Source organism: bacterium (genome assembly GCA_016873475.1).
Taxonomy (GTDB): domain Bacteria; phylum Krumholzibacteriota; class Krumholzibacteriia; order JACNKJ01; family JACNKJ01; genus VGXI01.
Genome location: VGXI01000081.1, coordinates 1 through 12,869 on the forward strand (window position 1 = coordinate 1; position 12,869 = coordinate 12,869).

At 72.4% G+C, this 12,869-nt stretch carries 9 protein-coding genes; 7 read left to right on the plus strand and 2 right to left on the minus strand.

Features of this window, described 5'->3' with window-relative positions; translation table 11 throughout:
• The 6 genes from FJ251_08235 to FJ251_08260 form a co-directional block, all read left to right on the plus strand.
• On the plus strand, window positions 1-889 hold an 889-nt coding region (locus FJ251_08235), incomplete at its 5' end, for a tetratricopeptide repeat protein (GenBank protein MBM4117718.1).
• A 146-nt stretch (window positions 890-1,035) separates the two neighbouring features.
• On the plus strand, window positions 1,036-2,583 hold the full coding sequence (locus FJ251_08240) for a hypothetical protein (protein ID MBM4117719.1): 1,548 nt from the start codon (window positions 1,036-1,038) through the stop codon (window positions 2,581-2,583).
• Window positions 2,583-3,302, plus strand: a complete 720-nt coding sequence (locus tag FJ251_08245; protein ID MBM4117720.1) for a DUF4390 domain-containing protein — start codon at window positions 2,583-2,585, stop codon at window positions 3,300-3,302. The genes FJ251_08240 and FJ251_08245 overlap by 1 nt, the downstream gene beginning before the upstream one ends.
• Before the next feature lie 2 nt (window positions 3,303-3,304).
• Window positions 3,305-4,876, plus strand: coding sequence for a HAMP domain-containing protein (locus FJ251_08250; GenBank protein ID MBM4117721.1), 1,572 nt, complete (start codon window positions 3,305-3,307; stop codon window positions 4,874-4,876).
• Window positions 4,873-6,267 carry a sigma-54-dependent Fis family transcriptional regulator gene (locus FJ251_08255; GenBank protein ID MBM4117722.1) on the plus strand — a complete coding sequence of 465 codons (1,395 nt, stop codon included), beginning with the start codon at window positions 4,873-4,875 and terminating at the stop codon, window positions 6,265-6,267. The genes FJ251_08250 and FJ251_08255 overlap by 4 nt, the downstream gene beginning before the upstream one ends.
• A 71-nt stretch (window positions 6,268-6,338) precedes the next feature.
• Entirely contained in the window at window positions 6,339-8,735 is a 2,397-nt protein-coding gene (locus FJ251_08260) for a hypothetical protein (GenBank protein MBM4117723.1), read from the plus strand.
• Between the two features lie 6 nt (window positions 8,736-8,741).
• Here the strand turns inward: FJ251_08260 and FJ251_08265 are convergent, their stop codons facing one another.
• Window positions 8,742-9,365: a porin family protein gene (locus FJ251_08265; GenBank protein ID MBM4117724.1), complete on the minus strand. Its 624-nt coding sequence runs from the start codon at window positions 9,363-9,365 to the stop codon at window positions 8,742-8,744.
• A gap of 297 nt (window positions 9,366-9,662) precedes the next feature.
• Between FJ251_08265 and FJ251_08270 the strand changes: the two genes are divergently transcribed.
• Window positions 9,663-11,594 carry a hypothetical protein gene (locus FJ251_08270; protein MBM4117725.1) on the plus strand — a complete coding sequence of 644 codons (1,932 nt, stop codon included), beginning with the start codon at window positions 9,663-9,665 and terminating at the stop codon, window positions 11,592-11,594.
• A 227-nt stretch (window positions 11,595-11,821) separates the two neighbouring features.
• Here the strand turns inward: FJ251_08270 and FJ251_08275 are convergent, their stop codons facing one another.
• Window positions 11,822-12,649: a hypothetical protein gene (locus FJ251_08275; GenBank protein MBM4117726.1), complete on the minus strand. Its 828-nt coding sequence runs from the start codon at window positions 12,647-12,649 to the stop codon at window positions 11,822-11,824.
• Window positions 12,650-12,869: the final 220 nt, after the last annotated feature.

Genomic DNA, 12,869 nt, shown 5'->3' on the forward strand with positions numbered 1-12,869 from the left:
GGGGGCCGAGAAGGGACTGCGGCTCGCTGCCGCGGTCTGGCCCTTCTGGGAGGCGCGCAGCCACTTCACGCTGGGACGGGGCCTGCTGGCGCGGGCCATCGCGCGCGGGCGCGAGGCGCTGGGCCCGACGCCGGCCCTGGCCCGCGCGCTGACGGGGGCGGGCAACCTCGCCTGGGCGCAGTCGGACTTCGCCCCCGCCAAGACCTGCTTCGCCGAGAGCCTCGCCGTGAACCGCGCGCTCGGCAATCGCCAGGGCGAAGCCGTGGGACTGGGCAGCCTCGGCCTGGTCGCCATGGACAGCCTCGGCCTCGAAGAGGCGACAGCCCTCTTCGGCGAGGCGCTGGCGCTCTTCCGCGACATGGGCGACCGGCTCGGCACCTGCCGGACCCTGGCCAACCTGGCCATCTGCCTGCGCAACCAGGGTCAGCCCGAGGAGGCGCGCCGCCTCCAGCTCGAGAACCTCGCGATCCGCCGCGAGCTGGGCGACCTGCGCGGCACGGGGCTCGCCTTGTACAACCTCACGGTCATCGCCCTCCAGCTCGAGGAGTGGGCCGCGGCGCGCGGACACGTCGCCGAGGGCCTGCGCCTCTTCCGCGAGCTCGAGGACCGCCTGCACCTGGCCACCTGCCTGGAGCGCGCAAGCGAGCTGGCCGCGGCGTTGGGCGAGACGCTCCGTGCGGTGAGCCTGCGCGCCGCCGCCGCAGCGCTGCGTGCGGCGATCGGCGCGCCCGTCCCACCCAAGGCGCTCGAGGAGCGCGAGCGCTTCCTGGCCGCCGCTCGCGAGAAGCTCGCTCCCGGGGACTTCGCGCAGGCCTGGGCGGCGGGGGAGCGGGCCACCTACCAGGATGCCGTCGCCGAGGCCCTGGACTGGCTCGAGGCGCCGGCCTGAGGCGCGCCGATCGGGCTCCGCTCTTCCTGCGTGACCTTTTCGCCCGGAGTGTATAGGATCTTCACGTTCTGCGGCCGGCCGCCCCCGGGGGCGACCAGTCAAGTGATTTACTGGCTTGTTGTTGCGAAGTGGGCCGACGCGAGCCGGTGGGTATGCGGCTTGCGGGGGCGGGGGCGTCGGCAAGGAGGAGAATGGCTCGCCTGCATGTCCACATGCGGCCCGGGTGGTTCCCCGCGGCTCTGCTCCTGGCGGCCCTCCTGTTGCCGGCGGGCGGCTGGCTACCCGCCCCCGGGGGCGGATGGGCCTCGGCGGCTGCGCCGAGCGCCGCTGCGGAGGCCGCGCCCGCGGCGCGCGCGCTGCGCGTCGAGTCCATCGCCTTCAGGGGGCAGTGGAAGACGCGCGAAGCCCTCCTCGCGCGGACCCTCGCTCTCGCGCCCGGCGATGCGGTGGACGCCGCGGCGCTGGCCGCCGCCCGCGCGCGCCTGGTCGAGACGGGCTGGTTCGACGCCGTCGACGTGAGCGCGGAGCCGGGCAGCGAGCGGGGGCTGCTGCGGGTGCTGGTCAGCCTGCGCGAGCGGCAGCGGCCCTACCTCGACACCGGCTTCGGCTTCCGCGACCCCGAGGGCTGGTACCTGACGCTCGTCGGCCTGCGGGTCGAGAATCCCGTCGGGCTCGGCGGGCGGGCGACGGCGGGTCTCCAGCTCGGCTTCCGCACGGCGGGCGCCGAGGCCGAGTGGCTGCAGCCCCTCACGGCGGGCGGCGCGCTGGCGGCGCGCCTGCGCCTGCGCATCCAGAACGAGAAGCTGCTCTGGTACGAGAACGAGCCGGGCTGGATCGGGCTCTACGACGAGCATCGCCTGGACCTAGAGCGGGCGGAGGCGGCGCTCTCGCTGATCGCGCGGCCGCGGCGGCCGCTCGCGCTCGAACTGGGCCTGAGCGCGGCGAGCGTCGAGCCCGAGGCCGAGGGCGAGAACCGGGACACGGACGCCGAGATCCCGCCCTATCGCCTGCCGCCCGCATTCCAGGCCGAGACCGGCAGGCGGCAACTCACCGGTGCGCTCGTTGGCCTGACCCTCGGCGAGGGCGGCCTGAACGGCGCGCCCGGCGCCTCGCTCAGCCTGCGCGGGCGAATCGCCAGCGAGGTGCTCGGAGCCGAGGCCGACTACGCGCGCTGGACCTTCGCCGCGCGCGGCACGGTGGCGCTCCCCCCGGGCCATCGCCTGGCCCTCGGCCTGCGCGGCGGCTGGGTCGGCGAACGGGCGCCCTACTACGAGCGCTTCCGCCTGGGCGGGTCCTACTCGCTGCGCGGCTTCCGCGACCACTCGCTCTCGCCGCCCGAGGGCCACGACGGCTTCTTCAGCGGCGCGCTGGAATACCGCGTGCCCCTACTCGCCGCGCGGCGCGGCCTCGGCGATGAGGAGCGCGGCGACGGCCGCGGCGCCAGCCGGGGCCGCAATGGTGAGCGGCTCAGTGCGCTGGCCTTCGCGGATGCCGGGCGCGGTTGGCTCGAGCGCGCGGGCGCGCTGGCCGAGCCGGACGTCGACTACGAGGAGTGGCAGCTCGGTGCGGGCTACGGCCTGCGCCTGACGCTGCCCTGGCTGGGCACGCTGGGCCTGGATGTCGGCTTTCCCGTGACGGCCGGCATCACGGGCGAGCCGGTCTGGGTCTACCTCACGCTGGGGCATAGCTTCTAGTGCGCGGGACCCGGCGCCTGGCGGGGGCACGAGCGGCAGGATTGGCAGCCGCTCTTGCAGCGCTCGTCGCTGCAAAGGCTCTAGGAGTTGAACAGAGCACGCGCGTGGAGCGCGTCGAGCTGTCGCGCGCGGCGGACGCACTCGTCGCCGACATCGAGCTGGCCGCGCTGCTCAGTCCACCCGTCGAGAACACCTTGAGAAGCGGACTGCCGGTGGTCGTCGATCTCGCGATCGAGCTGCGGCCTGCCGCGGGGCGCGCGGCGGGGCGTCTCGTGCGCAGCACCCTGAGCTACGACGTCTGGGAGGACCGCTACCGGCTCGAGCGGGCCGGCGCGCACTGGGACTACGCGGACCTCGCCGCGCTGCGCGCGGCCGCCGCCCGCTACGAGGCGCTGCCGCTGGCGGCGCTCTCGGCGCTGGGCGCGAGGAGCTTCACGCTCAGCCTGCGCGTGGCGGTCGATCCGCTGGGCGGGGCCGAGCGCGAGCGGATGGAGAAGTGGCTCGCGCGCACCGTGAGCGACCCGGCCGACCCCTCGGCGCGCGAGCTGCGCCTGGACCTGGGCGCCCTGCTCGGCAGCGTCTTCGGCGGCAAGGGCCCGCAGGGTTGGGGGCCGGAGCGGGTGGTGGGGCCGGTCGCGCTCGGCGCGCTGCGCGAGCGCGCGCCGGCGGCACGACCGCCTGCGCCGCCCCCGGGGGCGGGTGAGAAGGAGGCGCCCTGACGATGAGCTTGCGTCTGCGGATCTTTCTCGCCTTCGCGCTGCTGGCGCTGCTGCCCGCGCTGCCGGTGACCCTGGTCGTGCGCGACTTGCTCGAGGGCAGCTTTCGCGTCGGGCTGAGCCCGGCGCTGCGCGAGGGGCTCGCGGCCGGCGGCGAGGCGGCGCGCGGCTGGCTGCGCGCCGAGCGGCGCGAGTTCGAGCGCGAGGTCGGGCTGCTCTGGCCTGCGCGCGAGGCGATCGCCTGGGGCGAGGAGGCGGCGGCCGACCTGCCGCCGGAGGAAGCGCCGGCCGCGCCGCCCATCGCGCCGGCGGCCGATCTCGCGCTGCTGCGTCTCGAGGCCGCGGGCCCGGCGACGGCGCTCGCGGGCGACTGGCCGCCGGAGCGCGTCGCGGCGCTCGGCGAGTCGGCACGTGCGCTGGCGCCGGCGGGCAGCGCGGCCCCGGGAGCGCCGCTGTATTCCGGCGAGGCCGACCGAGGCCGGCTCGAGGCCGTGTTGCCGCTGGGGGATCCGGTGGCGGGCTGGCTGCTCGTCTCGCGGGCGCTGCCCGAGGCGCTCGCGCGGGATTTCGAGCAGGTCGTGGCGGCGCATCAGTTGCAGGCCGGGCTCGAGCTGGAGCGCGATCGCCTGCGTGGCGGCTTCCTCCGGCCCTTCATCATCGTCTACGGTGTGGCGCTGCTCGTCTCGCTCGCGGCGGCGGCCCTGCTCAGCACGCGGCTCACGCGGCGGCTCGCCGCGCTCTCGGCGGCGGCGCGGCGCGTGGGCGCGGGCGATTGGTCGGCGCGCGTGCCGGCGGCGGGCCGCGACGAGGTGGCGCGCCTGGGCAGCGCGTTCAACGAGATGGCGGCCGGCCTGGGCGAGCAGCAGCAGCGGCTCGCGGACCTCGAACGCCTGGCCGCCTGGCGCGAGATGGCCCGCAGCCTCGCCCACGAGATCAAGAATCCGCTGACGCCGATCAGCCTGATGGTCCAGGAGATGCGCGACCGCTATCGGGGCGGCGACGCCGCCTACGCGGCCTTCCTCGCCGAGAGCGGGCGCATCGTCGAGGACGAGGTGGAGAGCCTGCGCCGCCTCTCGCGCGAGTTCAGCGCCTTCGCGCGCACGCCGGAGATGCACAAGGAGACGGCCGACCTCGGCGCGCTGCTCGCGGATCTGGCGCGGCTCTATGGCAGCGGTTCCAATGCCGAGCGAGTGGAGCTTACGATTGACCCGGCGCTGCCCGCCTTCGCCTTCGACCCCGAGCAGCTGCGGCGCGTCTTCAGCAACCTCTTCGAGAACGCGCAGGCGGCGATGGCGGCGCTGCCCGCTGCGGAGCGGCGGCTGCGCGTGGACGCGCGCGCCGAGGCGGGGCGGGCGCGCGTGGATGTTGTCGACAGCGGGCCCGGCGTGCCCGAGGCCCTGCGCGCGCGGGGCTTCGAGCCGCACTTCAGCAGCAAGGCGGGCGGTATGGGCTTGGGGCTGGCGCTGGTGCGCAGCGTCTGCACGCTGCACGGGGGCGACGCGCGGCTCGTCGTGGACGGCGCGCCCGGCGCGCACTTCGTGGTCGAACTGCCGCTGGCGGAAAGGACGGAGCCATGACCAGGGGCCGCCTGCTCGTCGTCGACGACGAACTGAACGTGCGCCGCAGCATGGAGATGATCCACGAGGGCGCGGGCTACGAGGTGCACTGCGTGGAGACCGGCGAGGCGGCGCTGGACTTCCTCGCCGCCTGCAGCGAGGGCGCGCGGCCGGATCTCGTGTACCTCGACATCCAGATGCCGGGGATCGATGGGCTCGAAACCCTCGCGCGCATCCGCGAGCGCTGGCCGGGCCAGGCCGTGGTGATGGTCTCCGGGCACGCCAACGTGGAGGGCGCGGTGAGCGCGATGAAGGCCGGCGCGCTGGACTTTCTGGAGAAGGGCTTCAGCAAGGCGCGCCTCCTGGCGACCACCGCGGCCGCACTCGAACGCGGCGAGCTGCGGCGCGAGGTGGCCGCGCTGCGCGATCGCGTGGAGGGCGCGGGGGAGATCCTCGGGCGCAGCGAGGCGATCGCAGCCCTGCGCGAGCAGATCGCGCGCGTGGCGCCGACGCCGGCGCGCGTGCTGATCACGGGCGAGAGCGGCACGGGCAAGGAGCTGGTGGCGCGGGCGATCCACCGCGCGAGTTTGCGCGCGCGGGCGCCCTACCTGCGTCTCAACTGCGCGGCGGTGCCCGAGGAGCTGATCGAAAGCGAGCTGTTCGGCGTGGTGCGCGGGGCCTACACGGGCGCCGTCGAGACGCGCGAGGGCAAGTTCGGCGCGGCGAACGGGGGCACGCTCTTCCTCGACGAGATCGCCGACATGAGCCCGCGCACCCAAACGAAGCTGCTGCGAGCGCTGCAAGAGGGTGAGATCGAGAAGGTGGGCAGCCACGAGGTCGAGAAGGTGGACGTGCGCGTGCTCTCGGCCACGAACAAGAAGCTCGAGGACGAGGTGGCCGCCGGCCGCTTCCGCGAGGACCTCTACTATCGCCTGGCCGTGGTGCCCATCCACCTGCCGCCGCTCAGGGCGCGCAAGGAGGACATCCCGCTGCTCGCCGCGCACTTCGCCGCGCGCTACGCCGAGGAGAACGCGCTCGCCGCGCGCGAGCTGGACCCCGCCGTGCTCGCGCGGCTCGCGCGGAACGACTGGCCGGGCAACATTCGCGAGCTGCGCAACGTGGTGGAGCGGGTCTTGATCATGGGGCCGGGCGAGCTGCCGGCGGCGCTGGGCGAAGGCCGACCCGCCCCCGGGGGCGGCTTGCCGAGGGGCGAGGCCGAGCTGCTGGCGGCCGTCGCCGAACGCCTGCTCGGGCGGCCGCTGAAGGAGGCGCGCATCGGCCTCGAGAGGGCGCTGGTGAGCGCGGCGCTCGCGCGGCACGGGGGGAACGTCACGCGGGCGGCCAGCGACCTCGGCCTCGAGCGCACGAACCTGCACAAGAAGATCAAGCAGCTCGGCATGGAAGCCGACTGACCCCCGCACGGCTTTCGTGCTAGGATAGGCGGCGCCGCGGGCGAGCCGCCCGCTGAAGGGGGGGACCGCCGATGACTGCCAAGCCACGTGGTGGAGCGAGCATTTCCACCATCGGACCTCGGCCTCAGAGTGAGTGGATCGGTGGCATCGAAGCGGCGCCATTCCTCGTCGGTCCGCGCGGAGCGGCCAAGCGGCCGCTGGTCGTGCTCTGGGTGGAGCTGCCCGAAGGCTTCGTCGTGGGGGCGGATGTGGCGGAGGCAGACGATGCCGCTGGGGTGTTGGGTCGCACCCTCCAGGCCGCAATGGCCCAGCCGAAGATCGGATCGCCGCGGCGACCGGGCCGTATCCGTGTCGCCTCCCAGGAGATGGCCGAGGAGCTTCGCGATCTCCTGGGTGAGGGATTCCCAATCGTCGTCGCGCCGACGCCGGAGCTCGAGGAGCCCTTCACAGCGCTGGAAGCGTCCATGGAGAAGGCGGGCGACGCGGACTACGAAGTGGATACCTGGCTGGGCGATGGGCTCGTCGAGCCCAAGACGGTCGCCGACCTGCACCAGATCGCCGCGGCCTTCTACCGCTTGGCGCCCTGGCGCGGGGTCTCGGACGATCAACCGATTCGCGTGGACATCCCCGCGCTGGACGTCGAAGGGGCTTGCCTCATCATCTTCGGCGGTATGGGAGAGAGCTTCGGTTTCGCCATCTTCCCATCGCTGGCGGGCTACGAGCGCTTCGTGGCGGCGGCTGACCAGTTCGAGAAGCGAAAGCGGCGCCCCGACCTGGGCACCGGCTACCTGGCGCTCAACTTCGAACCCGGAGCCGAGCAAGCCGACGCCATGCGTCGCGAGGTGGCGGGACACGGCTGGCCGGTCGCCGGCGCCGATGCCTACCCCCGCGTCTACCGCCGTGAGCGCGATGGCTTCCCGCTGCCCCTCGAGGATCGCGACGTCAAGATCGTCAGTGCCACGGCCTCGGCCTTCGCTGCCTTCTTCATCAGACACGGGAAGCTGTTCTCCCAGGACTTCATCGAACCTGTCTGCGAGTCCTGCTACGACAGCGATGACCTGGAAGTGATCTTCTGCGTGCCCTACGAGGCCTACGCCGACTTCACAGTTGATGGCGAGCTGCCGGGGCGGGCGGGCCGGAACGAATTGCCCAAGCCGGGACGCAACGCGCCTTGTCACTGCGGCAGCGGCCGCAAGTACAAGCACTGCTGCCTGTCCCGCGATCGAACCGCGGCTGCCGAGAAGTCCGGTCCCTCAGTTGGAGAGAGCTTGGTGAGCAAGCTCACGCACTTCGCCGAAGACCGCTTCGGCGATGCCTGGCACCGCCACGAGCAGGTCTTCGTTGATCCGCAAGACAGCATGCAGCTTTGCGGTCCCTGGTCGCTCTACGGTTTCGAAGTCGAAGGTGCCACCGTAGCCGATCACTATCTCAAGGCGCGCGGCGGGAAGCTCTCCACCGCCGAACGCGCCCTGCTCGAGGCCGAGCGCGCCGGCTGGCTCTCGATCTGGGAAGCGATGGCGGTCGAGCCTGGCGCCGGCCTGACCCTGCGCGACCTGCTCACGGAGGAGACGCGGCAGGTCACCGAGAGAGCCGCCTCGCGCGCTCTCGTTCGCTACGACGTCATTCTCGCGCGGGTGATCGACTACGAGGGTGGCTCTGTACTCAGCGCCCTTCACCCGCGCTTGCTGCCGCCTGCGCACGGCGCGGAGGTGCTGCGCGTAGCGCTCGGCCGGTTGCGCCGCCGACGCGCCGTGCGGGTGGAGCGCCTGCGGGACAGCAAGTTCGGCGAGTTCCTGATCCGCCGGTGGGAGAGGGAGGTCGCCACCGTGGATGCGTTCCGGACGAGGCCGATTCAGCTCAACAACATGGACGGCGACCCTTTCGAGATCGTTCGCGATCGCTTCGCGATCAAGCCCGGATCCGCCGCGGAGGTCCGGGCGCGGCTGGCGAGCCTGCCGGACGTCGATCTGCCGGAGGGAAGCAAGGGGCCGATCGTTTTCATGCAGCCCTCAGGTCCGGCGGGTTCCCAGCGCGCGCCCATCCTGGTCGGTCGCGGGGTGATCACCGGTGAGGTCCTGACCCTGGACACGAACTCCGCGTCGCGGGCCGACGCCCTGCGCAAGCGCATCGAGACCGCCTGCCGCTTCCTGATCGCTCACGAGGCGCGCGAAACCCAGGACCTGCCGCCGCTGGCTTCGGATGACGATGCGCGGAAGGGCTTGCGGGCGGTGCCGGACCTGGACGATCAAGAGGTAGCGCTCGAGTTCAAGCGGCGGCACTACGCGACTTGGCCAGATCATCCGCTGCCCGCGCTGAGGGGCAAGACGCCGCGGCAAGCGGCGCGGACCGCGCAGGGGCGCCGCGACCTGGACACTCTGCTCAAGTACCCCGAGAACATGGAGCTGCGCGCGGAAGGCGAAGCCGGCTTCGACTTCCGCGCGCTGCGCCGCGAGCTGGGGCTCGAGTAGCGCGCCCTACTCGCCGCCGAAGTAGAGCGTGAAGCCGGCGATGACGCTCCACTGGTCGTAGTCGAAGTCCTCGGCGTCTGCGAGGTCGGCGTCGCCGAGGTCGCGGTCGGCGTCGATGAACTCGAAGCGCGCCTCCAGGAACATCGCCAGGCGCGAGGAGCTGGCGAACTCGGCGCCGGCGCCGATGAGCCAGCCGAAGGCGCTGTCACTCGTGTCGGCCTCGAGGTTCCCCAGGCTCTCCTCGAGATCGCCAAAGTCGTAGCCGATATAGCGCCACTGCGCGCCGGCCGTGGCATAGGGCGTGAGGGCCGCGAGCGGCAGGTAGAGGCGGGCCATCGCCGAGACCGGCACGCTGTGGGCCTGGTACTCCACGCGCTCGCCGACCGCCGGGGTGACGGTGAAGTCCTCGTCCAGCTTGTAGGCGATGGCGCCGACGAAGCCGAGCAGGGCGGCCGGGCGCAGCTCGACCTGCGCGCCGAGCAGGGGGCTGCCGCTCTCGGCGTCGCCGGAGGCGCCGTAGCCGCCGTGGACGCCGAGGCCGAGGCCGGTGGGCGCCGCGAGGGCGGCGCCCGTGGCGAAGTCGAGCACGAGGGCAATGAGGCTGAGCATCAGGGTGTGGCGCGGCTGCATGGGGGCTCCCCCTTGAGGTGAGATGGGACTTCGGGCTGTTTGCCGTCCTCGCGAATGCTAGGCAGGTGACGGGCGCCTGTCAAAGAGGGGTGGACGGCCGGCCGGCACGCCGTGAAGTTTGCTCACGCCCCCGGAGGCCGGGCCGGGGGCCGCAACCGAGCGGACAGATTGGTTAAGCGATTGATATAGTGTCAGTTGACCAGATGGTATCCGCCCCGCATCGGCGCGGGGAAGCGGGCACGGGCCTTGCCTTCACCCCCTCGGAAGCCAACCCCCGAGCCCCGAGGAGGCCACCTGATGAAGCACCGACTCCACCCCTTCCGCGCCCTGTCCCTTCTGGCCGTGCCGCTCACGGCCCTCTTCCTTCTGAGCGGCTGCGAGCACACTACGCCTAGCGAAACCCCGCCCGACGCCGAGGTCGCCGCGGACTTCGCCGTCAGCGCACAGTCCGCGGCCACCGTCAACGAGAACCTCGAGCTGGCCGAGCTCTTCGCGAATCCGATGGGCACGGCCGCCGACGGTCTCGGCCTTACCGAAGACACCGCCTTCGATCCCTGGACGGGCGATGGCGTCGACTTCCCGCAGCTCGCCCTGCTGAACGCCGAGGGCTTCCGCGGCGCGGCCGGCCTGCGCGCGGGCTTCGCGCTCACTGCGAAGGAGAGCCGCAAGGCCACGGCCGCGCTGCCCGAGTTCTCGGACAGCTTCGAGCGCGCCGAGGGCGACACTCTCTTCGTCGAGTACATCGCGAACGGCGTCTTCACGGGCCTGAACGCCGTCATCGAAGCGGCCGGGCCCGACATGGTGCGCGTCGTCAGCATCCGCGACTTCCTGCATCCCATGCCCTTCCAGCCCGAGCACACCGAATCCGAGCTGCTCATCGACACGCAGGGCACCCTGCTCGACAACAGCGACGACGAGATCCACCGCGCCTGGATGCTCGAGGAGTGGGCCAGCGGCCAGCGCGCCGAGGGCGAGATCCTGCCCGCCAGCGGCAGCGGCCCGATCGGCCCGGACACGCTGGTCGTCGCCAGCTTCCGCGTCGACGATCCCATGCACCGCCCGCTGGTCGAGTGGGTCGAGAGCGAAGCCCGCATGGAGCCCGGCGAGCTGGACGTCGACGGCGATGAGGTCATGCACCGCTTCGCCCACACCGTCCACTTCCGCAACGGCGCCGAGCACGAGGCCGTGATCGAGGCCGTGGGCGGCGGCGCCATCGTCGACGGCAGCGAGGTCACCATCGTGGCCACGCACACCGCCGCGCCGGCGAATCCCTGGCTCGAGAGCGTGGTCGATACGATCCGCGGCAACCTGGGTGTCCTGACCGACGAGATGGACGACCTGCTGCTCGAGATCGGCCGCGTCTCCACCTTCGACGGCGAGACCGCCAGCGGCGACTCGCCGACCGCCACGGTGCACTTCCTCCCCGAAGAGCCCGTCGGCGTGGGCGAGGAGCCCTGCGGCGGCGAGTTCACCGAGGAGATCTTCTACGCGGCCGGCTGGTGGCTCCAGCACGCCCTGCGCGAGCTGGACATCAACTGCGACGGCAGCGGCAGCTACCACCTGCTCCTCGAGTTCCTCGACGGCAGCACCTTCGAGCGCACGATCACCTGGACCGGCGGCGTCGCCACCCTCAGCGAGACGCGCCCGAACGGCACCACGGTCGCAGGCACCTTCAACGAGAACACCGGCCAGTACAGCGTGGTCACGACCTTCCCCGCCGGCAGCGATCCCATGAGCCGCGAGCAGACGGGCACCGTGCAGGAAGGCAGCATCACGGCCCGCGACGAGCGCTTCTGGCAGGACGACCACGCCGACTACCGGACCTTCACGGCCACCCGCACGGCCGCGGGCTGGACGGCTTCCGGCCAGTGCGTGCTGGGCGACTCGACCGAGAACTTCAGCGTCACCGGCAGCGAGGGTCTCTTGGAGGGCGAGTGGAGCCGCACGGCGCCCGGCGTCAACGCGAGCGGCGAGTACACGCTCGAGGCCCTGGACGCCGGCGGCGCGCACCTCGTCTTCAGCGCCCGCGACACCCTGGCCGAGGGCAACCCCAGCGCCGAGGGCGACTTCTGGTACGCCGCCGACGGCAGCGGCCACGGCACGGTCACGATCACGCAGTTCGGCGTCACGGTGACCTACGAGGTCACCTGGGACGGCGACGGCGACGGCCACCTCGCCGACGGCGAGGGCAACCAGATTCGCCTGGGCCGGCGCCACGGACAGCAGTAGGCTGAGTCAACCAGTCCGCTCGAGCCGGCTCCCGCAAAGGAGCCGGCTCGGGCCTTTGCGGTACGAGGCCGCCGGGCGCGGCGAGCCCGCGGGGAGAGCCCCAGATCACGCCGGATTCGGGTTTCCCTTCCAGCCCTCTCCCGGCAGGAGCGGCAGCAGATGATCGAGCACATAGGCGAGAGCAGCAGCCGGATCCCAGCTCGCGCCGCTGGCGATGAGCGGCACGATCATAGGTCCACCTCGATCCGCTCGTTGACGATCACGCCCCAGCGCCGATCGACCGGACCGCCGCGCGTCGATCGGCCCGGCCGCAGGGCTACGCTGCGGGGCTTGCGCTCGGCGATGAGGGCCGCCAGGGCCGCCGCTCGCTTCCCCTCGCCGATCTGGTCGAGCAGGTATCCCAGGCGTTGGGCGAAGACGATCTCGGCACCGTCGGCGGCGGCTTTGGCCAAGAGGCTGGCATCGAGACGCTCGGCCAGCTCGGCGAGCACCGTGGCGACGTTGCTCAGCCCGCCGGCCGCAGCGGCGTAGCGAAGGAGATCGACGGCGGTGGCTTCGGGCGTGGAAACGAGGATGCGGCCGGTGGGGGTTTTCATCTCCAGCGTGGGGGTCTGTTGATGGCAGCGTTTGGTCAGGAAGCGAATGCGGGCGCGACCCGCGAGCACGGGCCGGACGGGTATGTCCGTCATGATCTGGAACTCCTGCGCTTGCTGATGGGCCGCGCCGTGGAGGCCGGCTGCGGAGAGGAGGCCGACGTAGTAGGCCCGGCCGAGCTTGCGCATCAAGTCATCGATGAACCAAGTGGGCGGCGGGGCGCCTGCGGACCGGTATTCGATGGGGACGATGACGTAGAATCCGCGCTTGGGGGCGATGAGCCGGCCCTTCGCCGCCAGGCGCATCACCGCCTTCTTGAGTACCGGACCGCTGCTCCCAAGCGCGGCCATCGCCTCCTGGCGGTCGAAGCAGTAGCGGCCGCTGGCCTGAAGGCCGTCCACGAACTCGGCCAACGCCCCCTGACGGGAGCGGCTTTCGCCTGGCATCGCCCCCACCTCCATTCGCTATCGATTGCAAAAAGTACCTCAAGATGGCACTTTTTGCAATCAATGTCGTCGATCGCCGTGCTGCTCGGCCTGCTCGCCCTCGGGCTTGGCTGGGGCAGCGCTTCAGCGGGCGAAGCAGAGCTTGCCGGCCCGCGCCGCTGGGAGCTCGGCCTGGGCGCCCACGGCGGCTGGGCCCATTTGGAAGAGGCCGCCCCGGACGGCTTCGCGCTCACAC

What these genes read in the sequence shown, in the direction of transcription:
- FJ251_08250 (MBM4117721.1), top strand. Translation starts at nt 3,305, where the DNA reads ATGAGCTTGCGTCTGCGGATCTTTCTCGCCTTCGCGCTGCTGGCGCTG.
- FJ251_08265 (MBM4117724.1), bottom strand. Translation starts at nt 9,365, where the DNA reads ATGCAGCCGCGCCACACCCTGATGCTCAGCCTCATTGCCCTCGTGCTC.
- FJ251_08260 (MBM4117723.1), top strand. Translation starts at nt 6,339, where the DNA reads ATGACTGCCAAGCCACGTGGTGGAGCGAGCATTTCCACCATCGGACCT.
- FJ251_08275 (MBM4117726.1), bottom strand. Translation starts at nt 12,649, where the DNA reads ATGGAGGTGGGGGCGATGCCAGGCGAAAGCCGCTCCCGTCAGGGGGCG.
- FJ251_08270 (MBM4117725.1), top strand. Translation starts at nt 9,663, where the DNA reads ATGAAGCACCGACTCCACCCCTTCCGCGCCCTGTCCCTTCTGGCCGTG.
- FJ251_08255 (MBM4117722.1), top strand. Translation starts at nt 4,873, where the DNA reads ATGACCAGGGGCCGCCTGCTCGTCGTCGACGACGAACTGAACGTGCGC.